The organism is Paenibacillus sp. GCM10023252 (assembly GCF_042653305.1).
GTDB lineage: Bacteria > Bacillota > Bacilli > Paenibacillales > Paenibacillaceae > Pristimantibacillus.
In genome coordinates, this window is sequence record NZ_JBHSHW010000009.1 from 70,872 (window position 1) to 96,536 (window position 25,665).

Consider the following 25,665-nt stretch of genomic DNA (forward strand, 5'->3'; position numbering starts at 1 on the left):
GATGAACACAGAAGCATTAATCGGAGGAAACCTACTATGCGCAAAACTAAAATCGTATGTACAATCGGTCCATCAAGCGAGTCGCTTGAGAACACAAAAAAACTAATTCATGCAGGAATGAACGTTGCTCGACTGAACTTCTCACACGGCGACTTCGAAGAGCATGGCAACCGAATTAAAAATATTCGTCAAGCGAACGAAGAGCTTGGCAGCAACGTAGCGATTCTACTCGATACCAAAGGCCCAGAGATTCGCCTTGGCAAGCTAAAAGAAGAGCCGATTGAGCTGGAAGCTGGACAATTCATTACGCTGACAACAGAAGAGATTCTTGGTGATATTAACCGTATACCTGTCACATACGCGAACCTTCCACAGGACGTGAATGTCGGCTCAACAATCCTAATTGATGACGGCTTGATCGGTCTGACCGTTGAGGATGTTCAAGGTACGGAGATCAAGTGCCGCATCGTCAACTCCGGCCAGATCAAGAGCAAGAAGGGGGTTAACGCACCAGGCGTTCACATCTCCCTTCCTGGTATTACCGAGAAGGATGCGAATGATATCGTCTTCGGTATCGAGCAAGGCATCGACTTCATCGCAGCTTCCTTCGTTCGTAAGGCTAGCGACGTACTGGAGATTCGTGAGCTGCTGGAGCGTCACAACGCATCCCACATTCAGATCATCTCGAAGATCGAGAATCAACAAGGCGTAGACAATCTGGACGAGATCCTTGAAGTATCCGACGGCCTGATGGTCGCACGTGGAGACTTGGGCGTCGAGATTCCTGCTGAAGAGGTTCCTCTCGTACAGAAGGATATGATTCGCAAGTGTAACCGTGCGGGTAAGCCAGTCATTACAGCTACACAGATGCTTGATTCCATGCAGCGCAACCCGCGTCCAACACGCGCAGAAGCAAGTGACGTGGCGAATGCGATCTTCGACGGCACCGATGCGATCATGCTGTCCGGCGAGACTGCTGCAGGGAAGTATCCGGTGGAATCCGTCCTTACGATGTCACGCATTGCTACTCGTGCAGAGTCAGCATTGGAATACCGTGAGATCTTCAAGAAGCAAGCAAGTGCGCAGCAGACTTCCGTTACGGAAGCAGTCAGCCAATCTGTAGCGAATACTGCACTTGATCTGAAGGCGAAGGCGATTATTACTTCCACTCAGAGCGGCTTCACCGCTCGTATGGTGTCGAAGTACCGTCCGAAGTCACCGATTATCGCAATTACATCAGACGTGAAGGTTATGCGTCGTCTTGCTCTGATCTGGGGCGTAACGCCTGTGCTTGGCGCGGATGCGAATACGACGGATGAGATGTTCGAGACCGCCGTTAACGGTGCAATGACTACAGGAATCCTCAGCCTGGGTGATACGGTCGTCATTACAGCCGGCGTTCCAGTCGGCCGTGCAGGTACGACCAACCTGATCAAGATTCACCATATCGGTGAGTTGCTGGCCCAAGGCCAAGGCATTGGCTCACAGACAGCTACTGGACGTATTGTAGTTGCTCGTACACCGGAAGAAGCAATAGCGAAGATGGAGCGCGGCTCCATTCTAGTGACAGTGTCTACGGATAAGGAATATATGCCTGCCTTCGAGAAGGCATCTGCCGTTATTACAGAGCAAGGCGGTATTACAAGCCATGCAGCAGTATGCGGACTTAACCTGGGCATTCCGGTCATTCTTGGCATTCAGAACGCGCTTGAGCTTCTGAAGGACGGCATGGAAGTTACGATCTATGGAGAGACTGGCGTCATCTACTCTGGTCAATCCAAGGTACTGTAAGAGGCTCCACTTTTTTAACACGCAACCTTCTCCAATTAGCCGTTCATCCCATGATGAACGGCTTTTTATCTAACCTATTCACGAAGGGAGGAGACACCTCATTGACCATCAATAGACTCGCTTCACCATGGGTCATACATCCGCTTCGGGTAAGATACCAAGAGACGGATCGGATGGGTGTTGTATTCCATGGCAATTATGTTACCTGGTTCGAGATTGGACGTACAGAATGGATAAGGGCTGCCGGCTGGAATTATCGATCCATTGAGGAGAGCGGACTGCTGCTGCCTGTCATTGATCTAAGGTGCAAGTATGTGCTGCCGGCTCGATATGATGATAGGGTCATCATCTGTACGAGAGTTACGGAATTATCTCCACTTCGAATGACCTTCGAATCGCAAGTGAGAAGGGTGGAAGAGGAGAGCGTGAGCCAGCTCAGCGGTGACTGTTACTGGAACGGGAACGAGGAGCTGCCAGGTGAGCTGTTGGTTCAAGGCGGAACGAGTCATGTGTGGGTGAACGAGGAGTGGCGTCCGTCCCGTCTGGACCGTTCCATTCCAGTGCTGTATAAGCTTCTTCAGAGCTTGATGGATGGAGAGGCCACCGGCGGACCTGAGACGATTAACTCATAAGAGAGATGGAGGATGGGCTATGTACAAGTGGCTGTTAGCAGCCTTTCTAATCATACCGACGATTGAGCTGTGGGGAATCTTGCAGGTTGGGGACTGGCTGGGAGGCTGGACGACCTTCCTAATTCTCATCTTAATCAGCGTCACCGGCGCCTATCTCTCATTAGCCGAGGGGCGCAAGGTATGGGCATCGGCTCAGCTTCAGATGCAGCAAGGTCAGATTCCGGGGAGAACGATGCTGGACGGGTTATGTATTCTAGTCGGCGGGATATTGCTGCTGTTCCCGGGATTTATAACCGATCTCATCGGAATAACCTTCTTGTTCCCGGGAACGAGACCTGTCTATCGCGGTCTGATGCTGAAGTGGCTGGAGCGCAAGATGCGCGGAGGTGGAGGCGGAGGGTTTACGATCCGTCGAACCTGATGTTTACCTCATATTTACAAACCTTTAACATGACAATAATAAATATAAGGCATAATGGGGTTCTACAGGGGAGGCCGTAATCACTATGACCAAACAATTGTCCCACTATGTTAACCGGGATTTAAGCTGGATTGAGTTCAACCGACGCGTATTGGAAGAAGCTCAGGAGGTTCGCACTCCACTGCTTGAACGTGCCAAGTTTCTATCCATCGTCTCCAGCAACTTAGACGAATTCATGAGCGTTCGTGTAGCCGGCATTCAGGATCAGATGAAGGCAGGCTATACGAAGACGGACTTTACCGGCTATACACCAGCCGGCCTATGGAAGAGATTGATTAAGCGAACGACCCAGATGGTAACGGAGCAATATCGTACCTATCGGGAGGTGCTTCGCGGATTGTCGCGGTTAGGCATTTGCATTCGTTCCATCGATGAGCTCAATGCTACGCAGACGAAGGCGGTTTCCGAGCATTTTCACGAGATTGTGTTCCCCGTCCTGACACCGATGGCTGTCGATCAGAGCCGTCCATTCCCGCTCGTCCATACGAAGGAGCTGTACCTAGCTGTGCTGCTTCGCCGTGAGCATGACAGCTCGGATGAGGAGCCTTACTTCGCGATTGTACAAGTTCCTTCTATCCTGTCCCGCTTCGTACGGGTACCGGGGAGAATCAACAGCAAGAAGTCTGAATTCGTCCTGCTAGAGGATCTGATTGAGGAGCATATTCATACGCTGTTCAACGGCTATACGCCGTTCGCTGTCCATCCGTTCCGCCTCACTCGCAATGCAGACCTGACGCTGAACGAGGAAGGTGCGGAGGATCTGCTAGAGGAGATTGAGAAGGAGCTGCGGCGCAGGCGCTGGGGAATGCCCGTCCGGCTGGAGGTTGGCAAGGGGATGCATCCTTATGCCCTGCAGACCTTGCAGGAAGAGCTCGAGATTCAAGATAACCTCATTGAGATCGACGGTCCGCTGGACCTCAGCTTCCTGATGAAGTTCGCGCATGCGCTGCCGGGCTATGATTCACTGCGGTATGAGCGGCTCGAGCCGGTCTATCCGAAGGAATTCGATGAGAATGATGATATGTTCGATGTGATCCGTGAGCGAGATATTCTCATGTACCACCCATATGAAGCGTTCGAGGCGGTGACAGACTTCCTCATGCAAGCGGCCTACGACCCGGATGTGCTCGCGATTAAGATGACCCTCTACCGGGTCAGCGGCCAATCGAAGCTCGTACAGGCACTCGCTAAGGCGGCTGAATCAGGCAAGCAAGTAACGGTTGTCGTGGAGCTGAAGGCCAGATTCGATGAGGAACGCAACATCGCTTGGGCGCGCCAGCTGGAGAAGGCAGGCTGCCATGTCGTATACGGCCTCGTAGGGCTGAAGACGCATGCGAAGATTCTGCTGGTTGTCCGGAGAGAGCAGGGCCTGCTGAAGCGCTATGTGCATGTCGGAACGGGCAACTACAATGACAGCACAGCAACGCTGTATACCGACATTGGCTTGTTCACATCCCACCCTATCATTGGGGGCGATGCTTCAGCTCTGTTCAATGAAGTGACGGGCTACTCTTCCCCGTATGACTGGAAGGCGTTCGGCGTTGCGCCTACGGATCTGAAGGATAAGCTGTACCGGCTCATCGAGCGGGAGAAGGATAATGCGCTTCAAGGCAAGCCGGCGAGAATTATTGCGAAGATGAACTCCCTGTCTAACCAGGAGATGATCGACAAGCTGTATGAGGCATCCGAGGCTGGGGTTCAGATTGAGCTGATCGTCAGAGGGGTATGCTGTCTTCGTCCTGGAGTGCCGGGGCGCAGTGAGAATATACGAGTGATCTCCATCGTTGACCGCTTCCTGGAGCATGCGCGGATTATGTACTTCTGCAATGGAGGAGAAGAGGAAGTGTATCTGTCGAGCGCAGACTGGATGACTCGGAACCTGACACGGCGAATTGAGTTAATCTCGCCCGTGTTCGATCCGAGCCTCCGCAGTTCACTCATTAATATGCTGCAGATGAACTTGAATGACAATGTGAAGGCTAGGGAGCTGCAGTCGAGCGGCAGTTACACCCGGGTAGAGAATGATCTGCCGCCGTTCCGGAGCCAGTTCGAAGCTAGACATATTGCTAATTGGAAGAAGTAACGAATCACGTATAATCCGTCTGTGCCAGAACGGGAGAGACGCTCCACAGCTTGTAGAAATCCTCCGAGAGAGCTTCGACCTCCCGCCGTTCCACCGCGAGAGATCCATGAGATCGGACAGGCAGCAGGTGGAGCTGCTTGCCCTCCTCTTCCATCGATAATCTGCCGATTGCTTGCGTCTCGCTGCGGTCGAGCGCGATGGCTAGATGCAGCAATATTCCTAATTCATAGATGACTTGATAATCGGTTTCGTTCAGCAACTCCTTATAATCGGCAAGGAGCTGACGAACCCGATTTTTGCTTTTGTACGAAGCGATCGCTCCTATAATTAGAATCTCCCGGTGGGACAAGCCGTTCAATCTGGAGTTCGTAATCAAGTAGAAGGAATGCTTGCTGTACTCGTAATAATCAATGGAAGCACCGATTCGGAATAGAGTAGAGGCCGTATCCAGCCACACTCTTGCCCGAGGGGGGAGCTTGTCCTGGCGAAGCGGGTGCAGGAAGTCGAAGAGCTGCAGTCCGAGCCGGTTGACCTGGGACACATGCTGCTTGGGCGCTTCTGGATGAAGGGCGCTCAAGTTCTGCAGGCTGTAGGATAACACATCCGACAGCTTAGGTCGGTCCGGGAAGCGAGTCGTGTAGAACAGTCCATCGCGCAGCCCGGCTCCGCATATTTTGTAATGAGAAGCATGAATGGCCTTGTAGATGACGCGCAGGACCGCGAGGCCGGGGACGATTAGATCGGTACGGTCCTTGGACAAGCCTGGGAACTTGCGTCGCTTGTCGAGCGGCAGCTTCCGGAGCTGGTCGAACAGCTGGTCTACAGCGTCACCGGTAATGGGATAGTTATGGGTCTGGGTAAAAGGATACTTCGTCACCGCCTGCGAGATCTTCCCTAAGGAGCGGACGGTTCCTCCGACCCCAATAAGGGGAAGCCCCGGCAAGTCGCGGAGCCAGCTGACGGAGGACAGCGAGCTGCTCACTAATGATTCAAGCGCCCGCATTGACTCGTCACTCACCATGCCCTTCGCCGCGAACCGGCGGTTCAAGCTGACACAGCCGAACGGGAAGGAGATGGAATGAACGAGCTTGCGGTCTTGGAACAGTGACAGCTCAGTGCTGCCTCCTCCGATATCAATAAGGTAGCCGTCCTTCACATCCATTGCGTTAATCATGCCAATGAAGCCGTATTCCGCTTCGTCCTTGCCTGACAGCAGCTCAATAACGAGACCGCTCTCCGCTTGAATTCGGCTCAGTACTTGATCACGGTTGGCTGCGTTGCGTACTGCTGCCGTTGCGACCGCTCGAATATGGCCCGTCTGGTGATGGGCGCATATCAGTCCGAAGTGCCGCAGCGTATCAAGCAGTTCAGTCACAGCCTCCTCCGACAAGCTGCCGTCTTCGGTAATGCGCTCGCTAAGCCTCACCGGCCGTTTGCTTCCGTCAATCACACGATGAGCTCCGCTGGCTGTCCGTTCGTAGATGACGAGCCGAACGGAGTTGGAGCCTATATCTATAATGCCGATGCGCTGTTCCATCATTTCAGTCAAGGACCTCCGGTTCATCCATAATAAGCGTCTGCCTAACGAATAGTGTAACAGAACTTGGTTGTTGATAGAAATAGCTGACTTATTGCGGAGAAGACCGCTTTTGCATAATCTTATAAGTTCGGAAGGTTAAAATTGGGCTAGTTGGGGAAACATTCAATCTGGGACTTCGCAATAGGTATCACGGTTAGGTAAGCGAAAAAAAACTTTATGACAGCGATAAAGCAATTTTATGTCTCATTTTGTTCCTTTCCCTTCCGAAATCATTTATGATTAAACATGATGCTGTTAGCAGAATGGGATAACTAACTTTTTCTTAATGGTATAATTTGCGAGTTAAAGGAGAGAGAAACGAATGACAGCTACTAAAGGTCTTGAAGGCATCGTCGCAGCCAAGTCTTCCATCAGCTCCATTATTGATGGTGTACTGACTTACCGCGGCATCGACATTGATGATCTTGCGGAGAACGCTACTTTCGAAGAAGTAGCTTATCTACTATGGTATGGCAAGCTGCCTAACCAGGCTGAGCTTGCTGAGCTGCAGCAGCAGCTCGACCAATATGCTCCTGTTCCGGCCGAAGTGCTCCAGGGGATCAAGCTGTACCCGCAGGACACGAACTCCATGGCTGCTCTTCGCACAGCGGTATCGAGCCTGGCTCTCTATGATGAGGCAGCTAATGATATGTCCAAGGAATCGAACCTTCACAAGGCGATTAAGCTGCAAGCGCAGCTGCCGACCGTTGTCGCTGCATTCGCTCGCATTCGCCAAGGTCTTGAGCCGGTAGCTCCGAAGACTGGTGTATCGATTGCTTATAACTTCTTGTATATGCTGACTGGCAATGAGCCTGCTGAAGTAGCCGTTAAGGCACTTGACCAAGCTCTCGTTCTCCATGCCGATCATGAGCTGAATGCATCGACATTCGCCGCACGCGTAACCGTAGCGACGCTGTCTGACATCTACTCCGGCGTAACTTCGGCTATCGGCGCTCTGAAGGGCCCTCTTCACGGCGGTGCTAACGAAGCCGTCATGGTCATGCTGGAAGAGATTGGTTCAGCAGCTAATGTGGAGTCCGTTATTAACGAGAAGCTAAGCAACAAGGAGAAGATTATGGGCTTCGGCCACCGTGTGTACAAGAATGGCGACCCTCGTGCGAAGCATCTTCAGAAGATGTCACGCGAGCTGGGCAAGCTGACTGGCAACATGGAGCTGTATGAGATGTCCATTAAGATCGAAGAGCTCGTTACCGGCCAGAAGGGGCTGAAGCCTAACGTAGACTTCTACTCCGCTTCGGTCTATACGACACTTGAGATTCCGCGCGACTTGTTCACGCCAATCTTCGCGATCAGCCGCCTATCCGGATGGACCGCGCATATCCTCGAGCAGTACGAAGACAACCGGCTTATTCGCCCTCGCGCTGATTATGTTGGACCAGTCGGCGAGAAGTATATCCCGATTGAATCCCGTTAAGTTATACTTAGCCTAGTCTGTTCTTAGACGAGAACGAATGCATGGTGCGTTCGTTCTCATTGCATGCATACTTGTACCTATCTGCATATCATTCGAGGAGGAAATATACAATGGCTCAATTCGACAAATACGCTCTACCAACGGAAGGCAATGCAATTACAATCGAGGGCGGCGTGCTGAACGTTCCGAACAACCCGATTATCCCTTTCATCGAAGGTGACGGTACTGGCCGTGACATCTGGAAAGCTTCCAAGCGCGTACTGGATGCTGCAGTAGAGAAGGCATACAAAGGCGATAAGAAGATCGCTTGGTACGAAGTATTCGCCGGTGAGAAGGCATTCAATGAATATGGGGAGTGGCTGCCTGCGGACACGCTGACGGCTATTCGTGAATATATCGTTGCCATCAAGGGACCTCTAACGACGCCAATCGGCGGCGGCATTCGTTCCCTGAACGTTGCGCTGCGTCAAGAGCTGGATCTGTACGTATGCTTGCGTCCTGTACGTTACTTCGACGGTGTTCCTTCACCTGTTAAGCGTCCTGAGCTTGTTGACATGGTCATCTTCCGTGAGAACACAGAGGATATCTACGCTGGTATTGAATATCAAGAAGGCTCCGATGCCGTTAAGAAGGTACTTGCCTTCCTGCAGCAGGAGATGGGCGTGAACAAGATTCGCTTCCCTGAGACTTCAGGTATCGGTATCAAGCCTGTATCGGCTGAAGGCTCGAAGCGTCTCGTTCGCTCTGCAATTGAGTATGCAATCAAGCATGGCCGCAAGTCAGTGACGCTTGTCCACAAGGGCAACATCATGAAGTTCACCGAAGGCGCGTTCAAGAACTGGGGCTACGAAGTGGCTGAGCAAGAGTTCGCTGAGCAGACCTTCACATGGAGCGAATACGACCGCATTAAGGAAGCTTCCGGCGTAGATGCAGCTAACCAGGCACAGAAGGCGGCTGAAGCGGCTGGCAAAATCATCGTCAAAGATGCGATTGCCGATATCGCTCTTCAACAAGTCCTTACGCGTCCAACGGACTTCGACGTAATCGCTACGCTTAACCTGAACGGTGACTACTTGTCAGATGCACTAGCTGCACAAGTTGGCGGCATTGGTATCGCGCCTGGCGCGAACATCAACTACTTGACTGGACATGCTATCTTCGAGGCAACTCATGGTACAGCTCCTAAGTATGCGGATCTGGATGTCGTTAACCCGGGTTCGGTTATCCTGTCCGGCGTCATGCTGCTTGAGCACCTAGGCTGGCAGGAAGCGGCTGACCTGATCTACAAGGGAATGACTGCATCCATCAACAACAAGACCGTTACTTATGACTTCGCTCGCTTGATGGAAGGCGCTACTGAAGTGAAGTGCTCGGCCTTCGCTGACCAGATCATCTCGAATATGTAATAGATGGACTCACGGCCCGACAGACTGACCCATCCGAAGGAGGTAATCACTAATGGCTATTCGTCGTAACAAGATTACGGTAGTAGGCGCCGGCTTCACCGGGGCCACTACAGCGCTTATGCTTGCTCAGAGAGAGCTTGGAGACGTTGTTCTGCTCGATATCCCGCAGCTTGAGAATCCAACCAAGGGCAAGGCGCTCGATATGCTGGAGTCTACTCCAGTGCTCGGCGTAGATTCCGCAATTGTCGGCACGTCCGATTATGCGGATTCCGCTGGCTCCGATGTGGTCATCATTACGGCCGGTATTGCCCGCAAGCCGGGCATGAGCCGTGATGATCTTGTGAATACGAACGCGGGCATTGTGAAGTCGGTATGCGAGAGCATTAAGACAACCTCTCCAGACGCTTACGTCATTATACTAAGCAACCCTGTAGATGCTATGACTTACGCGGCGTTCCAGACGCTGGGCTTCCCTAAGAACCGCGTCATTGGCCAGTCCGGCGTGCTTGATACTGCACGCTACTGCACGTTCATCGCGCAAGAGCTGAATGTATCGGTCGAGGATGTTCGCGGCTTCGTGCTTGGCGGACACGGCGATGATATGGTTCCGCTCGTTCGCTACTCCAACGCAGGCGGCATTCCGATCGACAAGCTGATTCCAGCGAACCGTATTGAAGCAATCGTTCAGCGTGCACGCGTAGGCGGCGGTGAGATCGTGAATCTGCTGGGCAACGGCAGTGCCTATTATGCTCCTGCTGCTTCGCTTGTACAGATGACAGAAGCGATCGTCAAGGACAAGAAGCGGATCCTTCCGGTAATCGCTTATCTGGAAGGTGAATACGGGTATGATAACTTGTTCATGGGCGTCCCTGCGATTATTGGCGGAGACGGGATCGAGAAGGTGCTTGAGCTGGAGCTCACAGAGGATGAGAAGGCAGCGCTGGATAAGTCCGCGCAATCCGTTCGCAATGTCATCGCGATTGTAACCGGCTAGTTCATCGAAGTTGTATAATGAGAAGTCCAGGAGGACCCTGACACTAGCTGCCAGGGTCCTCCTCTGTATGTTCACGACGTGTCATAGGGCTGGAAGGAGGAAGGAAGATTGCTTGATCAAGCTAGGCAATTGTTGAAGAAGGTATACGGCTACGACTCCTTCCGCAAGGGACAGGAAGATATTATTCATGGTCTGCTGCAGGGGAGAGACACGCTCGCTATTCTCCCTACAGGAGCGGGCAAGTCGGTATGCTACCAAATTCCTGCGATGCTGCTCCATGGGACAACGCTTGTCGTGTCTCCCTTAATCTCTCTGATGAAGGATCAGGTTGATGCCTTGAATCGTCTCGGTGTTCCTGCGGCATTCCTGAACAGCTCGCTGTCCTCATCGGAATATCGAGAGGTCATGAAGAGAGCTGTCAACGGGGAGTACAGCCTGCTGTATGTAGCGCCAGAGCGGCTCGATGCTCCAATGTTCGGAGCACTCGCGGAGCAGATGCACATTCCGCTCATTGCCATTGACGAGGCGCACTGTGTCTCCCAGTGGGGACATGACTTCCGGCCAAGCTATCGGCAGCTTGCCGGCTGGATTGCAAGAATGCCAGGCCGGCCTCTCGTAGCGGCGTTCACGGCAACGGCTACGGAGGAAGTAGCGAAGGATATCTCTGCCATGCTGTCGCTGCGCTCACCGAATGTATTCGTAACGGGCTTCGCACGTCCCAATCTCTCCTTGTCGGTCGTAACCGGCACTGACAAGAAGAAGTTCTTGCAGCGGTTCGTCAAGGAGCGTGAGGATCAGTCTGGCATCATCTACACCGCAACGCGGAAGGAAGCGGAGCAGGTGCATGAACAGCTGCAGCGGCAAGGCATTGCAGCAGGGAAGTATCATGGAGGGCTGTCTGATACCGAGCGTGCTGAGGCGCAGGAGAAGTTCCGCTTCGACGAGCTGCGCGTGATGGTCGCTACGAACGCATTCGGCATGGGCATTGATAAGCCTAACGTTCGCTATGTGCTTCATTGGCAGATGCCTGGCGACGTGGAGTCTTATTACCAGGAAGCGGGGCGTGCTGGGCGAGACGGCGAGGAGAGTGAATGTATCCTGCTGTTCGAACCGGCCGATGTGCAGGTGCAGCGGTTCCTGATTGAGCAGGGATCAGGTGATTCGGACAGGAAGGGCATACAGCTGTCGAAGCTGTATACGATGATGAATTATTCCCGGACACAGCGCTGCCTGCAGCAGTTCATCGTCGATTACTTCGGCGAGAGCGGAGTAGAGCCATGCGGCAAGTGCAGCTCCTGCCTGGATAAGAGTGAGCTGGTCGATCGCACAGCCGATGCGCAGAAGGCGCTCTCCTGTGTAGGCCGAATGAAGGGGAGATTCGGCGTCACAATGGCGGCGAAGGTACTTAAGGGCTCGCGGGACAAGCGTCTGCTTGAGTTCGGACTAGATAGACTTACGACGTACGGCCTGTTCAGCAGCATGCCGGAGAAGGAGATTGCTGACTGGCTGTACTGGCTTGTCTCGGAAGGCTATATGAGAATGAGCGAGGGGCAGTACCCGACCGTATCACTGGCGCCGTCGGCTCTACCGGTGCTGGAGGGACGAGAGACCGTCATGCAGCGGATGCGAACTTCTGTGAAGCGAACAGCGTCTGCAGATTCGGCGGCATCATCGCCGCTCTTCGAAGCGCTTCGCGCATGGCGCAAGGAGACGGCTGCGATGGAGAACATTCCGCCATTCATGCTGTTCTTCGATGCTACGCTGAAGGAGCTTGCCGACCGGCGGCCAACGGATGAGGAGCAGCTGCTTGCCGTGAAGGGAGTCGGCGCAGCCAAGGCAGGGCGCTATGGACAGGCTCTCCTTGGCATCATTGCTCCATTCGCTGGGAATGACAGCTCTGGGAGCGGAGCTGCAGCCGGCAGCGGTAACGGCAATGGGAGCGAGGGGATGGCAGGTGAATACAGGCGAAGCGCGTCAGCGGAAGTGCGAATGAGCGATGCATCTGCTGCTGGTGACGAGCAGCCTAGCCACCTCGTGACGCTGGAGCTGTTCAACGCGGGACAAGAGGTTGAGGAGATTGCCTCGAGCAGGGGATTCAGCAAGGTGACCATTGAAGGACATATCATTCGGGCAGCCGATGAGGGGCATGAGCTGGACTGGAGCCGCATCATCCCAGATGGACAGGAAGAGCTCATTGCTGCAGCCATTCATGAGGTGGGGATAGAGAAGCTTCGTCCGATTAAGGATGCGCTGCCGGAGGAAGTGACGTACTTCGCCATACATGGTGTAATCAGCAAGCATGGACTGAAGAGTAGCTAAGGAACTGCTATGTATTAGGACTGACGCTTAGCTAATCTGTCACAGGAACGTTAGGTTTTGCTTTGTATTTGACATTTTCATTTAGTATACTGAATGGTAGATTAGCACGATATTATGAGGAGGCTCGAAGGTAATGGCTCAATTTATGTTGTTCTTGCACGTAATCGGCGCAGTTGGAATGGGTTTCTATGTGGTCCTTCCGGCATTAGTCGGGCGTGCTGCTAAGCTTGCCGGCGCAGGCCAAGCAGGACTGGCTGAAGGGTTAATTGCAGGTAATCGGATTGCACAGTACTTCCTGATCGTACAGCTGTTAACTGGCGGATATCTGATGTCTCAATCGGATTACAGCGTTCTCTGGATGATTCTCACGACGGTGTTGTTCCTTGCCATTGCTGCGGTATCCGGAATCATGACGAAGCCGCTGAAGCGAATTGTATCTTCCATTGCAAGCGGACAGAGCGCAACCTCGCACATTAGCAAGGCTCGCATTATGAGCGTGATCGTATTGCTTATCTATCTAGTTATTATCTATATCATGCAGTACCCTATGTTCGAGTAGGTTAAGTAGGTTAAGATCCGGCTGGGAGGAGTTCTTCACTTGCATACACAATCGCCAGATATTATTACTTTCGGAGAGACGATGGCCCTGTTCATGCCCGGCGAGCATCGTTCGCTGGAGAAGGCAGCTATGCTGGAACAGAGCTTCGGCGGAGCAGAGAGCAACGTAGCCATCGGCATCGCGCGTCTTGGCGGCTCGGTCGGCTGGTTCGGCATACTAGGTGATGACCCCTGGGGCAAAATGATCCAAAAAGAGCTCAGAGGCGAAGGGGTCGACGTCTCTCGCTCCCGGCTAAGCCGGGAAGCCCGCACTGGTCTCATGTTCCGGGAGAGTGTGGCAGGACGACTAGCGGTTCATTATTACAGGCAGCATTCGGCTGCCAGCCGCATGACCCCGGCTGACTTGGATGAACAGTATATTCGCGGAGCGAAGCTGCTGCATATTACGGGGATAACAGCGGCGCTAAGTGAAGACTGCCGCGCAACGATTCACCGTGCTATTGCTATAGCGAAGGATGCGGGAGTGCTCATCTCCTTCGATCCGAATCTGCGGCTTAAGCTATGGTCGATTGAGGAAGCGAGAGCCTTCTTGCTGCCTATAGCAGAGGAAGCGGACTATTATCTGCCTGGCTGGGACGAGCTGAAGCTGCTCTATAATACGGATGACTATGAACAGGTGAAGTCGGAGCTCAGCAAGCTTAAGGCTGTCTCCATCGTCAAGGGCAAGGGCGACGCTACGATTGTTCTGGACAACGGTCAAGAGGACATTATCCCGTTCTATCCAGCAGATCAGGTAGTGGATACGGTTGGAGCAGGGGACGGCTTCTGCGCGGGCTTCCTCGCGGGAATTATGCGAGGGATGTCGCCCGCTGATGCAGTCCGGCTAGGAAGTATTAGCGGCTCGCTCGTCGTTCAGATGCGCGGTGACTGGGAAGCGCTCCCGGAATGGTCCTCGGTCGAGCAGCGGCTCTCCAGCCAAGCATGGGTGGAGAGATAGCGATGGCAGATGCTCTAGGGTCCAAGGGAGACCGGAGGCGGGAGGCTGTCCTTCAACTGCTCAAGCAGCAAGGTCGGATTACGGTATCCGAGATGGTGGAACGATTCGGATGCTCGGAGGCGACAGCCAGACGTGATCTGGAGCAGATGGAGTTGCAATATCCGGTTATTCGGACGATTGGCGGCGCGATGTATGACGGGATGAACGGGGTTCGTGATCTGGCCTTCTCCGAGAAGGAAGGCATGTCCTTCCTGGAGAAGGAGCAGATTGCCGCCAAGGCAGCCTCGCTCATTCTCGAGGGAGATGTGATTGGGCTGTCTGGCGGCACGACCAATTATCTGATTGCTAAGCTGCTTAAGCCTCGCAGAGGGGTGACCGTCGTCACGAATGCGGTCAACATTGCTATGGAGCTGGCAGGAAGCGAGATTCAAGTCGTTGTGACCGGAGGCATTATGCGTCACAACAGCTTCGAGCTGTGCGGACCTCTAGGTGAAGGAATGGTTGCTCATCTGAATATTAACAAGATGTTCATTGGCGTGGATGGTATATCTGCTGCTGGCGGAATTACGACCTATTCCGAGCAAGAAGCGCAGATTGCGAAGGCCATGATCTCCCGCTCCAGTGAGACCTATGCTGTATTCGATCAGAGCAAGGTGGGCCGCAGCTCGCTATTCTCTATATCCAGCTTGGATGGTCTGTATGCCGTCATCACTGACCGCTCTCTGCCAGAGGGGCTGTCCAGCGAGCTGGATCAGCACGGAATTACCGTGTATATCGCAGAGGCTGCTTCTATATAATTTCAATTGCCGGGGAGAGTATGTGACGGATATCAGATGCTGCTCACCGGAGTCGACTTCACTTCCATTCCAATGATTGTATGGCTCATCTTCTCTCAGCGATACTGCATCTCAGGTACACTTGCTTGATCCATCAAGGGATAGCTGCAGTCGGTTCGGTATAAGATAAGGGGCTCTTCTCAAGGTTAGAAACCTTGAGAAGGAGCCCCTTCTTGTGCATTATAAACTTGTCTGCCTCGTACCCAAGTGCTGCGGAGTGAGAGGGCAGAATCAACCAGAATGAGATCGGCTTGCTTGCCTAAGGCGATGGATCCTGTTGCTTCACTTATCCCAAGCAGCTTCGCAGCATTACCGCTGGCCAGCCGGCTTACTTCAGGAACAGAGAGCCCCGTATGTTCTAGCATATAGCGGAATGCTTGAATCATCGTCAGCGAGCTGCCGGCAAGAGCACCTCCCTGTGTCAGGCGAGCTACACCTTCATGCACTGTCACCGGAAGTCCGCCGAGGTCGTAGGCCCCATCCGCCATGCCTGCTGCCGAGATTGCATCGGTAATGAGCAGCAGCTTGTCGGATGGCTTCGCTGAGACGAGCAGTCGGATAGCAGCAGGGTGGGCATGCTCGCCGTCCGCAATAATCTCTGCAGACACGCGGTTCTCGGTTAGCACCGCGCCTACCGTACCAGGCTCTCGGTGATGCAGTCCTCGCATTGCATTATACGTATGCACCGCATGGCTGAGGCCCTCGTCGACAGCCTTGATGAGCTGCTCATAAGTGGCATCCGTATGGCCGCATGCTGCTACAATGCCGTGTCCAGCGAGCCATGCGACTGCCTCTAGTGCCCCTTCATTCTCTGGCGCAAGGGTTAACATGCGGACTAAGTCAGGATAGTTACTCGTCCACCGCCGGAGCCAGTCGATCCTCGGTTCCACGATGTAGGAAGGATTCTGCGCGCCAGGCCACTTGCTGGAGATGAAGGGTCCTTCCAGATGAACGCCCAGCAGTTCTGCATAGGGCATCTCTCCCTGCCTGTAGGCAGAGGAGGCGGCCAGCACAGCTTCTATCGCTTCGGGTGAGGCAGTAACCGTCGTGGCTAGCATGCCGGTTGTTCCATGCGCGGCATGGAACTTGGTTATTGTATCATAGCTGGCCTTAGAAGCATCCATGAAGTCCGACCCGAAGCCGCCGTGAACATGCACATCGATGAAGCCCGGCATTAACCAGCCGCCCTGTCCGTCTAGGACAAGCTCTGGACTCTCTTCGTACAGGTCTGTCTCAGGTTCCCCTTGCTCAGCAATGCGATGGATGCGGCCGTCTACCACGGTTACACTGCCATGCTGCCACTCATCACCCATTACAATCTTCACATTATGAATGATCCAAGTCACTGCATTCGCCGTATCCTTCATAGAGTGAGCCTCTGCGCCGCTTCTCGATCTAGCAGCACGATTACCCTCGGGTGAGTCTGCAGCAGGGATGCTGGAATCTCGGTCGTAATCGGCCCAGTCAGTGCCTGTTCCACGATGCTAGACTTGTCTGCTCCACATGCTGCAAGAATAATCGTATCGGCCTTGAGGATGGATCCGACGCCCATCGTAATTGCATAGCGCGGCACCTCGTCCATAGATGAGAAGAAGCGGGCGTTCGCCTCACGCGTCTCTTCCTTCAGCTTCACGACATGTGTGCCTCCGCTCAGCTTGGCATCGGGTTCATTGAAGCCTATATGTCCATTATGGCCGAGGCCAAGCAGTTGAATGTCCACCGGCTGCGCCTGCAGCATGGTGTCATATCTCTCACACTCGAGGTCCAGATCCTCAGCCATTCCTTGAGGAAGATGGGTCTGATCTGCTGGTATATCGAGCAGGGAGAAGAGTTGATCCCTCATATAATAAGCATAGCTCTGGTCATTCGCAGCATCTAACCCAACATATTCATCCAGATTGTAAGTCGTTACCTGTTGGAAGGACAGCCCTGCGCGATGTCGTGCAGCCAGCTCCTTGTAGATGCCAATCGGTGTCGAGCCGGTTGCCAGTCCAAGTACAGCATTGGGCTTAGCGGCTACCTTGGCACATAATAGGTCCGCTGCGTAAGCATCAAGCTCCTGCTTCGTATCGAATACTTTAATATTCATCCTGCAATATCCACCTTTCCTATTCCAACTCTCTTCATCTATAGTACTGGAAATTAAACATTGTGACAATAAAAATGATTGTAAAAATCAATTTAATGAAGTATATGATCATAATGTAAATGGTGGACTACTTCTGATAGGATTAGTAATACGATAAAGAGATGAGAGTCCGTTCATTCATTTACATCAAATCACCATCCGTGTATAATGTATGTATAATATTTGTATAAGATAAGGATGAGACCATGACACGGAAAAAGAAGGTTGCAGTCGTTGGAGGGGGTCCAGGCGGATTAGCTGCCGCTATGCTTCTCAGCTCGAAGGGCTATGAAGTGACTGTCTTGGAGAAACAGCCTTATGTCGGAGGACGCACTTCTGCCTTGCAAGTAGGCGAGTATCGATTCGACCGCGGACCGACCTTCCTTATGATGCCGCAGCTGCTGGAGGAGCTATTCCAAGCAGCCGGACGCAGCCTGCATGATTACGTGGAGCTGAAGCGGGTAGACCCGTTATACCGTCTCCAATTCGGTGATGTAAGATTCGAGCCGAGCACAGACCGGGATTCTATGATTGAACAGATGGATCGGCTGTTCCCCGGGGAGTCGGAAGGATACCTTCGGTTCATGAAGGAAGAAGAGGATAAGTTCGACCGCATTCGCCCTCTGCTTCAGCGTCCGTTCACCAAGCTGAGTGATTATATTAAGAAGGATACCGCGAGAGCTCTTCCTAAGCTGCATTTGACAGACACTGTATACGGGAGGCTCTCGAAGTATTTCCAGGATGAGAGACTTCGTTATGCATTCGCCTTCCAGGCCAAATATCTGGGCATGTCTCCTTGGGAGTGCCCCGGAACGTTCACAATACTATCCTATATTGAGCATGCTTATGGCTTGTGGCATCCAATAGGGGGATTGAATCGCATCTGTGAGGCGATGGCTGAAGTAACGAAGGAGTATGGCGGAAACGTACGAGTCTCCTCAGGAGTGAAGCAAATTGTAACGAAGGAAGGGATTGCGGTTGGCGTCGAGCTGGAGTCAGGCGAGCGGCTGGATGCGGATCACGTTGTTCTGAATGCGGACTTCGGCACAGCGGTGACGAAGCTGTTCAAGCCGGAGCAGCTTAAGAAGTGGAAGCCGGAGCGTATAGAGAGAATGAAGTGGTCGATCTCTACCTATATGCTGTATCTAGGAGTGAATCGGAAGATTGATATGCCTCATCATACGGTCATGTTCGCGGGTGACTACAGCAACAATCTGAAGGAGATGAAGCTCGGTCAGCTCTCCAGGGATGCTTCCCTCTACGTACATAATCCGAGCATCCTTGATCCGACGCTCGCCCCGGAGGGCAAGTCTTCTCTCTATGTGCTGATGCCCGTACCGAACCTGGACGGGGAGACGGATTGGTCCTCCCCTGAGAAGCTTCAGGATGTTCGCAATGACGTGATAGCTAGACTGGAACAAGAGCCGGAACTGAGCGGATTGTCGGCTCATATTGAGGAAGAGTCGGTCATTACGCCTCTGGATTGGCAGAATTCCATGCATGTCTATCGCGGGGCTGCATTCAACATGGCCCATTCCATTGATCAGATGATGATGCTAAGACCGCATAATCAGTTCGAAGACGCAGCGAATTGCTGGCTGGTAGGCGGCGGGACCCATCCGGGCAGCGGACTGCCGACGATTATCGAATCGGCTAGAATCAGTGTGAGGCTCCTGGAAGAGCAGGATATGCGGAGTGAAGAAGCTGCCGCTCGTATACGAGTAAGTGGAAGGAAGGGAGCATCCGTATGGAAGTAGCGGTCGTTGGAGGCGGAGTAGGCGGCATGATCAGCGCACTGCTGCTTGCCCGCCGGGGGGTTAAGGTTACTCTATACGAGAAGAAGGGTGAGCTCGGCGGTCGGCTGGCCTTCGAGAGAAGCGGCGAATACCGTATCGATCGCGGCCCGACGATCGTCCTGCTGCCCGAGACACTGGTTGCTGTCCTGGGCGAGGCTGGAATCAGTGAGGAAGAGTATGAACTTATCCCTTGTCATCCTATGTATCGAATTCATTATGAGGACGGGTCGGTGCTTACGAAGTGGAGCGATGAGGAGCAGATGGCAGAGGAGCTGGATCGATTCGCTCCTGGAGAATCCGCAGCCTTCCGCCGATATATGAAGGATATGGCTCCTGCCTTCCACGAAGGCAAGAGTTCCTTCCTGGAGCGGCCATTCCTGAAGCTTCGTTCCTTCTTCACTTGGCGGAATGTCCGGCTGCTGGCGAGGCTTAGAGTGTATCTGAGTGCAAGGGGTATGGCAGGGCGCTACTTCAAGAGCTCCAAGGTCATCGATGCCTTCTCGCTGCAGACGCTGTATATCGGCGGTCTGCCAACAGGATCGCCCTCTCTCTATACCTTCATCCCTTACGCTGAGCATGCGTATGGCATCTGGTATATGAAGGGGGGCTACGCCAGCCTAGTCCAAGTGCTCGCAGCAGCACTGCAGCGTGAGGGCGTTGCGATTCGAACAGGCGTGCAGGGTGAGGTTGCAGAGATAGCAACTGATGGCGACTCTGTACTGGGGATTAAGACGAAGGATGGCAGTTTCCTGCCGCATGACAAGGTGATCTACAATGGAGACTTCCCGCATCTGGCTGCTATGCTTCCTGACAGGAAGCCGAGGAAGGAGCGCAAGTTCGTTCCCTCATCTGGATGCATTCTGATATACTTAGGGACCAACAAGCGATGGACCGGTGAATACGAACCACAATCAGACAGCTCCGAAGGTCGGACGAGTGCCCATCAGTTCTTCCTTCCGGATGACCTGCCTGCAAGTCTTGAGCGTATGGCACTCTCAGGCCGGCTGCCGGGTGGAGAGGATCCGCTGCCTGCTTACTATCTGTTCAACCCATGCGAACTCGACGAACAAGCTGCGCCAGATGGACACAGTGCGCTGTACGTGTTAATTCCGGTACCGATAGCAGCAGGAGCTGAACAGTCTCCGGAGAACTGGTTAAGGGACGTCCATGATCTGGCTGATCGAGTGCTGGAGGATGCGGAGCGAAGAGCCTATCCCGGCCTCAGGGAGTCCATCGTGTGGAAGCATATACGTACGCCTATGGACGGTGCTGAGGAGGGCTGGTATCAAGGGGGAAGCTTCGGCATTGCCCCCACCTTGCTTCAGTCCGGCGCGTTCCGTCCTCAGTTCTCCGGGAGCGGAATCAACGGATTATACAGTGTCGGCGCTTCAATCCACCCCGGGGGCGGCATCCCTATCGTCATGCTTGGGGCTAGAATGCTGGCTGATCACATATTGGAGGAGTGGGATGATGGAGAGCCATCTGAATTCGGTACTTAAGGCTTGTGAGAATATGATACGGGAAGGGTCCACTACCTTCTACCGTGCCTTCGGCTTCCTGCCCAGTCCCAGACGTGAAGCGGTATATGTCATCTATGCCTTCTGCAGGATGATTGATGATGCAATGGATGAGCCTGAGAAGTCCCCTTATACGCTGGATGAGCTGGTGCAGCTCTTCGACCATCTTGAGGATGCAGAGGGACACTTCATCTGGCCGGCTCTGCGCTGGCTGTTCGAACGATTCCCCCTGTCCAAGGAACCGTTCTACGAGCAGATAGCAGGACAGCGAATGGATGAGATACTCACTCACTACGATACGATGGAGCAGCTCGAGACGTATTGCTATCACGTAGCTGGGACAGTAGGGGAGATGCTGCTTCCTGTGCTTCATGATTGTCCGGATGCTTCGATCGTACAATCTGGCATATGGCTGGGCAAGGCGATGCAGATTGTCAATATTGTTCGGGATGTTGGTGAGGATCAAGGGAAGGGAAGAAGGTATATCCCTCTCGACCTCATGGCTCGGCATGGATATTCTGAAGCGGAGTGGCGAGCCGGCCTAGTGAACGATTCCTGGATCTCTCTAGTTCAGGAGCTGTCGGTCCTGGCGCGCGAATGGTTCGAACGGGGGATGGAGAATCTCGATTCCTATCCTGCCGTCAGCGGCTTCTGTGTCGCAATGGCTGCTAGGATGTACGAAGGAATACTCGATGACGTGAAGCATCACCACTATAATGTGTATACGCGCAGAGCCTATGTGACCGGTCTTCGCAAGATGGCTATCTTGAAGCGACTGGCGGTGCAGCACGGTATGACCGCACTGCTGAAGGATAATCAAGAGAGCAGCGCGGTATCATGATTGCCAGACTAAGAGAGGACAGGATGGCCGCTGTGCCCTATCTATTCTGGACATGGTTCAGCATCGGGCTTGTGCTCCTGCTTATCTATCGAGTACCCTCCTTCCTCCAATTCAGCAATGCCTTGTTCCTCTTGTTCTTCGCTGTCTATTCTCTCTATCTTGAGAGGGGGCAAGCCAGCGGCCTCCATGGAGAGGGCTGGCTTCAGAGCAGGCTCGGAGGCTTCCGCTTCCAGGACTTGTTAAGAGCGCTGATGGTTGGCGTCATCACGTACCTCATTGAATGGAATGGGACAATAACAGGATGGCCCTTCGGCAGCTATGTGTATACGAATACGCTAAGGCTGTGGGATGGAGGCATTCCGATTGCTATTCCTTGGGCCTGGATTGGCGTCATGACGACGTCTGTCATGCTGTCAACGAGCTCTAATCGATTCATTCGCGGGGTCCAAGCTGGAATGTATGCGCTCGTATTCGACCTTGTACTTGACCCAGTCGCTTATCATCTGCGATTCTGGGAATGGAGCAGCGAGGGAGCCTGGGGGACGTATTATGGCGTTCCTTGGCAGAACTTCACTTCCTGGTTCACAATCGCCTTCCTGCTCTCCTTCCTATATCCTGTTCGTCCCATGCAGACACCTGTTCCCAAGGCGAGTCTGCGCCTGTACCAAGGCATGCTTGCGATGTTTGGGCTTCTTGCGCTTAAGGCCGGCTTGTGGGGGCCTTTTGCCATCGCTCTACTCACTGCGCTTGTACTTGAAGGAGGGATACGCCATGATCGAAGCAAGCAAGAGCAGCTGGTTTGACCGGGTATTTTATTACTACAACCTTCATTATTTATTGCGAAGGCACTTCCATTATGCCGGCTTCCAAGGCATGCTTGACCCTTATCCGAACCGCGGCATTCTGTACGTGATGAACCATAGCTCTTGGTGGGACGGGCTCATCGCCTACCATGTGTTCCATTCTTGCTCCTACGGGGATCACTACGTTATGATGGACGAACAACAGCTGCGGAACTATCGTTTTTTTCGCAAGATGGGGGCCTACTCGATTAACAAGAGCTCACCGGCTCACATGATCCCTTCCCTGCGCTATACCGTATCACTGCTGCAGAGCGGCAAGCGGGTGTGGATGTATCCGCAAGGGGACATCCATCATCTGGAGCATCGTCCCCTGGAAGTGATGGGAGGGGCGGCACATGTGCTAAGGAAGGCGCCTGACACGGTAGTTATTCCTGTAACGGCATATTACTCCATGTACCAACACCAGAAGCCTGAAGTGACGCTGATGGCGGGTTCCCCGCTTGAGGGACCATGGAACTCCGCGTCGAAGGAAGATATAACAGATCGACTCCAGCAGACGCTGCAACGCCAGCTCGACAGCCACAAGAGAAGAATAATCTATGGAGAGCCGCTGCCAGCCTCGGACTTCCTCTCCATGCTGCCTGCAGGCAAGTCCACAGACCAGACATTCCTAACGTTCAAGGAGAAGGTGAGCAGATGGAAGTCGTTCTTAGGATCGTAATTGTGCTGCTCGCTGCTCAATTGGTATTCGTCCTATGGAATGTGCGTCAGCTTCCTCCGTTCCGCTCGCTAGGAGTTCGCTCATCGTACCGGGCGGGAGAGAAGGGCAAGGCTGCTGAGCGCGGAGATCGACAGTGCAAGCATCAACTTAGCAGGGGAACACTGGGGAGTGCGGCACTGAGTAATGCACCAATGAGCAATGCCGCACTATGCAGTACGACACCGAACCATGCGGCATCAAGCACAGCGGACGAGCCTCCCTTCCTCTCTGTTCTCATTCCTGCCAGGGACGAGGAAGCGAATATAGGGGAATGTCTTCGATCCATTATGAACAGCATGCCAAGCAGCGGAGGAATAGAGATTATCGTGCTGGATGACGGCTCCTCGGACCGGACGGCTGCTATCGTGCTGCAGCTGGCTGCCAATGATCCCCGAGTCAGACTCAACACAGGCAGGGAGAAGCCGGAAGGCTGGATGGGGAAGGCGTACGCCTGCCATCAGCTCGCTCAGGCTGCCCGGGGACAGTGGCTGCTCTACATGGACGCCGATGCCCGTATGTCTTCGGATGCCATTATTCATCTCGAAGCTGCGGCAATGGAGCAGAGGCAGGGGCTTATTACCGGCTTCCCCTATCAAGTGACAGGAAGCTGGCTGGAGAGGCTTGTCGTGCCTATGATGGGCTTCACCATCGCCTGCCATCTGCCTATACATCTCGTTCGCCATTCGGATGATGCGAGATTCGTAGCTGCGCATGGGGCTTGGATCGCTGTTGCTCGTCACACCTACGAAGCAGCAGGGGGACATCAGGCGAACCGTGCAGACCTGGTAGATGACATGGCGCTCGCCCGGGCTGTTAAGAAGGCAGGACATCCTGTCATCCTCGCGGATGTGAAGGATCAGGTATCGATGAGGATGTACAGGAATGCAAGGGAAGTATGGAATGGTTACAAAAAAAATATGTACGCAGGTGTAGGTCGAAGCTTACCGCTGCTGGCAGCCGTCTTGATCTTGTATAGCTTGCTGTACTTGCTTCCGGCAATTGGCCTGTTACTCTCCCTATGGATGCCTGATCTGCTTATACCTTCTATAGCGGGCTACGGGCTGGGTGTGTTCATCAAGCTGGTCTCGGATCGATCGCAAGGCCAGCCGGCATGGCTTGCGCTGCTGATTCCTCTCAGTATTGCTGCAATAACGGCTATTGGTATTGCCTCATGGCTGGGAGCGGTGAACGGCAAAGGTTATGTGTGGAAGGGCAGGGTGTATGGATGAGAGAGTCAGTGGTCATAATCGGAGCAGGACTTGGCGGATTGTCGGCGGCTATTCGGCTGGCACATGCTGGCTTCAGGGTAACGATCCTGGAGAAGCAAGATAAGCCGGGGGGCAAGCTGCAGCGTATTGAGAAGGACGGGTATCGATTCGACCGGGGGCCGAGCACGATTACGATGCCTCATCTGTTCGAGCAAGTATTCGAGCATGTAGGACGGCGCATGGGGGATTACGTTACCATGCACCGGCTGGAGGCTGCGACTCGTAATATTTTCGCCGATGGGCATGTTGTGGATCTGACGAGTTCCTATGAAGCGACCATGTCTCAGATTGCGGAATACAGCCCAGAGGATGCGGCGGCGTTCCCCGCCTTCCGTGAGGAGGCGATGCGCCTGTATCAGCTGGCTGAAGAGAGGTTCCTGGGCAAGCTGATGCTGCGGTTCCGCGACAAGCTTAGCCCGCAGATGGCTGCAGGATTCATGAGGGTGAAGCCGTTCACGACGCTGCAGCAGCTGCTTCTCCGTTACTTCCGCCATCCGAACACGCTGGCGATGTTCGGCCGCTATGCAACCTACGTTGGGTCCTCGCCATACTTGTCTCCTGCGATATTCGCTATGCTCGCCCATGTGGAGAGCGACCTTGGCATCTACCGGGTAGAAGGCGGTACCTATTCTATCGTGGAAGCCTTCGTTCAATTAGCAAGGGAGCTTGGAGTCACGATACACACGGACACTGCCGTGCATGAGATTGTCGTGATGAATGGGAAGGTAACGGGAGTAGAGAGCTCAGCCGGATCTATCCCAGCTGACCTTGTGCTAGCCAATGGCGATGTATTATCGATCTACGATAAGCTCATCCCGCCCGCCCATCGGCCTTCCGTGCCGAATCGACAGATAGAGCGGTATGAGCCGTCACTGTCGGGCTTCGTACAGCTGATAGGAGTACAGAGGTCATATAGTCAGCTGCTGCATCACACCGTGTATTATCCTGAGCGGTATGAAGCGGAATTCCGCCAGATATTCACCGAGCTGCGTCCGCCGGAGGATCCAGCAATCTACATATGCAATGGGGCGGTGTCAGAACCGGGTTCTGCCCCTCCAGGGGGCAGCTCATTGTTCATTCTCGTCAATGCGCCGTATCTGTCAACGAGATGGGACTGGGAGCAAGAGGAGGATCGGTATGGCGATCTTATTCTCTCCAAGCTGGAGAGCCGAGGTCTGCCAGGGCTTCGTCAAGCTGAGGTGAGAATCGGCTACACTCCATCCAAGCTGCAGGCCGACACCTTCGCCCATCGCGGGTCGATCTACGGCATATCCTCCAATAGCGCAAGACAGACGTTCTTCCGCCCCGTCAACCGTTCCCGGGATATTGAGGGACTCTGGTTCGTTGGAGGAACGACCCACCCCGGAGGAGGGACTCCCATCGTTACCCAATCCGGACAGCTAGTCGCACAGCATGTCATCGAGCAGTACGGCACATGATT

Annotated in this window: 21 protein-coding genes; 18 read left to right on the plus strand and 3 right to left on the minus strand. The window is 53.6% G+C overall.

Features of this window, described 5'->3' with window-relative positions:
- The first annotated feature begins 36 nt into the window (after positions 1-36).
- The 4 genes from pyk (at position 37) to ppk1 (ending at position 4,987) form a co-directional block, all read left to right on the plus strand.
- Entirely contained in the window at positions 37-1,791 is a 1,755-nt protein-coding gene (gene pyk, locus ACFO9Q_RS06290) for a pyruvate kinase (protein ID WP_379179850.1), read from the plus strand.
- Between the two features lie 101 nt (positions 1,792-1,892).
- Positions 1,893-2,423, plus strand: a complete 531-nt coding sequence (locus ACFO9Q_RS06295) for an acyl-CoA thioesterase (protein ID WP_379179852.1) — start codon at positions 1,893-1,895, stop codon at positions 2,421-2,423.
- A 19-nt stretch (positions 2,424-2,442) separates the two neighbouring features.
- Positions 2,443-2,844, plus strand: a complete 402-nt coding sequence (locus tag ACFO9Q_RS06300) for an FxsA family protein (protein ID WP_379179854.1) — start codon at positions 2,443-2,445, stop codon at positions 2,842-2,844.
- An 85-nt stretch (positions 2,845-2,929) separates the two neighbouring features.
- Positions 2,930-4,987: a polyphosphate kinase 1 gene (ppk1, locus tag ACFO9Q_RS06305; protein ID WP_379179856.1), complete on the plus strand. Its 2,058-nt coding sequence runs from the start codon at positions 2,930-2,932 to the stop codon at positions 4,985-4,987.
- A gap of 4 nt (positions 4,988-4,991) precedes the next feature.
- Here the strand turns inward: ppk1 and ppx are convergent, their stop codons facing one another.
- Complete coding sequence (gene ppx / locus ACFO9Q_RS06310; protein ID WP_379179858.1) at positions 4,992-6,527, minus strand: exopolyphosphatase; 1,536 nt, start codon at positions 6,525-6,527, stop codon at positions 4,992-4,994.
- A 361-nt stretch (positions 6,528-6,888) separates the two neighbouring features.
- Between ppx and citZ the strand changes: the two genes are divergently transcribed.
- The 7 genes from citZ to ACFO9Q_RS06345 all read left to right on the plus strand — a co-directional run bounded on the left by citZ (position 6,889) and on the right by ACFO9Q_RS06345 (position 15,072).
- Complete coding sequence (gene citZ / locus ACFO9Q_RS06315) at positions 6,889-8,001, plus strand: citrate synthase (protein WP_379179861.1); 1,113 nt, start codon at positions 6,889-6,891, stop codon at positions 7,999-8,001.
- Between the two features lie 110 nt (positions 8,002-8,111).
- A complete protein-coding gene (icd, locus tag ACFO9Q_RS06320; protein WP_379179863.1) occupies positions 8,112-9,407 on the plus strand; it encodes an NADP-dependent isocitrate dehydrogenase in 1,296 nt (431 codons plus the stop codon).
- A 52-nt stretch (positions 9,408-9,459) separates the two neighbouring features.
- Positions 9,460-10,401, plus strand: a complete 942-nt coding sequence (gene mdh / locus ACFO9Q_RS06325) for a malate dehydrogenase (RefSeq protein ID WP_379179865.1) — start codon at positions 9,460-9,462, stop codon at positions 10,399-10,401.
- Positions 10,402-10,509: 108 nt separating this feature from the next.
- Positions 10,510-12,720 (plus strand): DNA helicase RecQ, encoded by a 2,211-nt coding sequence (gene recQ / locus ACFO9Q_RS06330; RefSeq protein WP_379179867.1) that lies wholly within the window; start codon positions 10,510-10,512, stop codon positions 12,718-12,720.
- A gap of 133 nt (positions 12,721-12,853) precedes the next feature.
- Complete coding sequence (locus tag ACFO9Q_RS06335; RefSeq protein ID WP_379179869.1) at positions 12,854-13,279, plus strand: hypothetical protein; 426 nt, start codon at positions 12,854-12,856, stop codon at positions 13,277-13,279.
- Between the two features lie 39 nt (positions 13,280-13,318).
- Positions 13,319-14,275, plus strand: a complete 957-nt coding sequence (locus tag ACFO9Q_RS06340) for a sugar kinase (RefSeq protein WP_379179871.1) — start codon at positions 13,319-13,321, stop codon at positions 14,273-14,275.
- A 2-nt stretch (positions 14,276-14,277) separates the two neighbouring features.
- Positions 14,278-15,072: a DeoR/GlpR family DNA-binding transcription regulator gene (locus ACFO9Q_RS06345; protein WP_379179873.1), complete on the plus strand. Its 795-nt coding sequence runs from the start codon at positions 14,278-14,280 to the stop codon at positions 15,070-15,072.
- A gap of 185 nt (positions 15,073-15,257) precedes the next feature.
- Here ACFO9Q_RS06345 and nagA read toward each other — a convergent pair whose 3' ends face one another.
- Together nagA and nagB are read right to left on the minus strand one after the other, a co-directional pair.
- The gene (gene nagA / locus ACFO9Q_RS06350; RefSeq protein WP_379179875.1) at positions 15,258-16,478 is read right to left on the minus strand and encodes an N-acetylglucosamine-6-phosphate deacetylase; all 1,221 of its coding nucleotides are present in this window, start codon (positions 16,476-16,478) and stop codon (positions 15,258-15,260) included.
- The gene (nagB, locus tag ACFO9Q_RS06355; RefSeq protein WP_379179877.1) at positions 16,475-17,200 is read right to left on the minus strand and encodes a glucosamine-6-phosphate deaminase; all 726 of its coding nucleotides are present in this window, start codon (positions 17,198-17,200) and stop codon (positions 16,475-16,477) included. Before nagB ends, nagA begins: the two co-directional genes overlap by 4 nt.
- 245 nt (positions 17,201-17,445) lie before the next feature.
- Here nagB and ACFO9Q_RS06360 point away from each other — a divergent pair, with 245 nt between their 5' ends.
- From ACFO9Q_RS06360 to ACFO9Q_RS06390, 7 genes are read left to right on the plus strand one after another with little or no spacing between them, the layout of a single operon-like run.
- Entirely contained in the window at positions 17,446-18,996 is a 1,551-nt protein-coding gene (locus tag ACFO9Q_RS06360; protein WP_379179879.1) for a phytoene desaturase family protein, read from the plus strand.
- Positions 18,987-20,534: a phytoene desaturase family protein gene (locus tag ACFO9Q_RS06365; protein ID WP_379179881.1), complete on the plus strand. Its 1,548-nt coding sequence runs from the start codon at positions 18,987-18,989 to the stop codon at positions 20,532-20,534. The genes ACFO9Q_RS06360 and ACFO9Q_RS06365 overlap by 10 nt, the downstream gene beginning before the upstream one ends.
- Positions 20,503-21,393 carry a phytoene/squalene synthase family protein gene (locus ACFO9Q_RS06370; protein ID WP_379179883.1) on the plus strand — a complete coding sequence of 297 codons (891 nt, stop codon included), beginning with the start codon at positions 20,503-20,505 and terminating at the stop codon, positions 21,391-21,393. Before ACFO9Q_RS06365 ends, ACFO9Q_RS06370 begins: the two co-directional genes overlap by 32 nt.
- Positions 21,390-22,196 carry a carotenoid biosynthesis protein gene (locus ACFO9Q_RS06375; RefSeq protein ID WP_379179885.1) on the plus strand — a complete coding sequence of 269 codons (807 nt, stop codon included), beginning with the start codon at positions 21,390-21,392 and terminating at the stop codon, positions 22,194-22,196. Before ACFO9Q_RS06370 ends, ACFO9Q_RS06375 begins: the two co-directional genes overlap by 4 nt.
- Positions 22,165-22,917: a lysophospholipid acyltransferase family protein gene (locus ACFO9Q_RS06380; RefSeq protein ID WP_379179887.1), complete on the plus strand. Its 753-nt coding sequence runs from the start codon at positions 22,165-22,167 to the stop codon at positions 22,915-22,917. Before ACFO9Q_RS06375 ends, ACFO9Q_RS06380 begins: the two co-directional genes overlap by 32 nt.
- A complete protein-coding gene (locus ACFO9Q_RS06385) occupies positions 22,893-24,185 on the plus strand; it encodes a glycosyltransferase (RefSeq protein ID WP_379179889.1) in 1,293 nt (430 codons plus the stop codon). Before ACFO9Q_RS06380 ends, ACFO9Q_RS06385 begins: the two co-directional genes overlap by 25 nt.
- Positions 24,182-25,663 (plus strand): phytoene desaturase family protein, encoded by a 1,482-nt coding sequence (locus ACFO9Q_RS06390; protein ID WP_379179891.1) that lies wholly within the window; start codon positions 24,182-24,184, stop codon positions 25,661-25,663. Before ACFO9Q_RS06385 ends, ACFO9Q_RS06390 begins: the two co-directional genes overlap by 4 nt.
- Positions 25,664-25,665 lie beyond the last annotated feature (2 nt).

Coding starts and splice junctions, on each gene's coding strand:
- pyk (WP_379179850.1), top strand. CDS start 37: ATGCGCAAAACTAAAATCGTATGTACAATCGGTCCATCAAGCGAGTCG.
- ACFO9Q_RS06300 (WP_379179854.1), top strand. CDS start 2,443: ATGTACAAGTGGCTGTTAGCAGCCTTTCTAATCATACCGACGATTGAG.
- ppk1 (WP_379179856.1), top strand. CDS start 2,930: ATGACCAAACAATTGTCCCACTATGTTAACCGGGATTTAAGCTGGATT.
- ppx (WP_379179858.1), bottom strand. CDS start 6,527: ATGATGGAACAGCGCATCGGCATTATAGATATAGGCTCCAACTCCGTT.
- citZ (WP_379179861.1), top strand. CDS start 6,889: ATGACAGCTACTAAAGGTCTTGAAGGCATCGTCGCAGCCAAGTCTTCC.
- icd (WP_379179863.1), top strand. CDS start 8,112: ATGGCTCAATTCGACAAATACGCTCTACCAACGGAAGGCAATGCAATT.
- mdh (WP_379179865.1), top strand. CDS start 9,460: ATGGCTATTCGTCGTAACAAGATTACGGTAGTAGGCGCCGGCTTCACC.
- ACFO9Q_RS06335 (WP_379179869.1), top strand. CDS start 12,854: ATGGCTCAATTTATGTTGTTCTTGCACGTAATCGGCGCAGTTGGAATG.
- ACFO9Q_RS06345 (WP_379179873.1), top strand. CDS start 14,278: ATGGCAGATGCTCTAGGGTCCAAGGGAGACCGGAGGCGGGAGGCTGTC.
- nagA (WP_379179875.1), bottom strand. CDS start 16,478: ATGAAGGATACGGCGAATGCAGTGACTTGGATCATTCATAATGTGAAG.
- nagB (WP_379179877.1), bottom strand. CDS start 17,200: ATGAATATTAAAGTATTCGATACGAAGCAGGAGCTTGATGCTTACGCA.
- ACFO9Q_RS06360 (WP_379179879.1), top strand. CDS start 17,446: ATGACACGGAAAAAGAAGGTTGCAGTCGTTGGAGGGGGTCCAGGCGGA.
- ACFO9Q_RS06365 (WP_379179881.1), top strand. CDS start 18,987: ATGGAAGTAGCGGTCGTTGGAGGCGGAGTAGGCGGCATGATCAGCGCA.
- ACFO9Q_RS06370 (WP_379179883.1), top strand. CDS start 20,503: ATGATGGAGAGCCATCTGAATTCGGTACTTAAGGCTTGTGAGAATATG.
- ACFO9Q_RS06375 (WP_379179885.1), top strand. CDS start 21,390: ATGATTGCCAGACTAAGAGAGGACAGGATGGCCGCTGTGCCCTATCTA.
- ACFO9Q_RS06380 (WP_379179887.1), top strand. CDS start 22,165: ATGATCGAAGCAAGCAAGAGCAGCTGGTTTGACCGGGTATTTTATTAC.
- ACFO9Q_RS06385 (WP_379179889.1), top strand. CDS start 22,893: ATGGAAGTCGTTCTTAGGATCGTAATTGTGCTGCTCGCTGCTCAATTG.
- ACFO9Q_RS06390 (WP_379179891.1), top strand. CDS start 24,182: ATGAGAGAGTCAGTGGTCATAATCGGAGCAGGACTTGGCGGATTGTCG.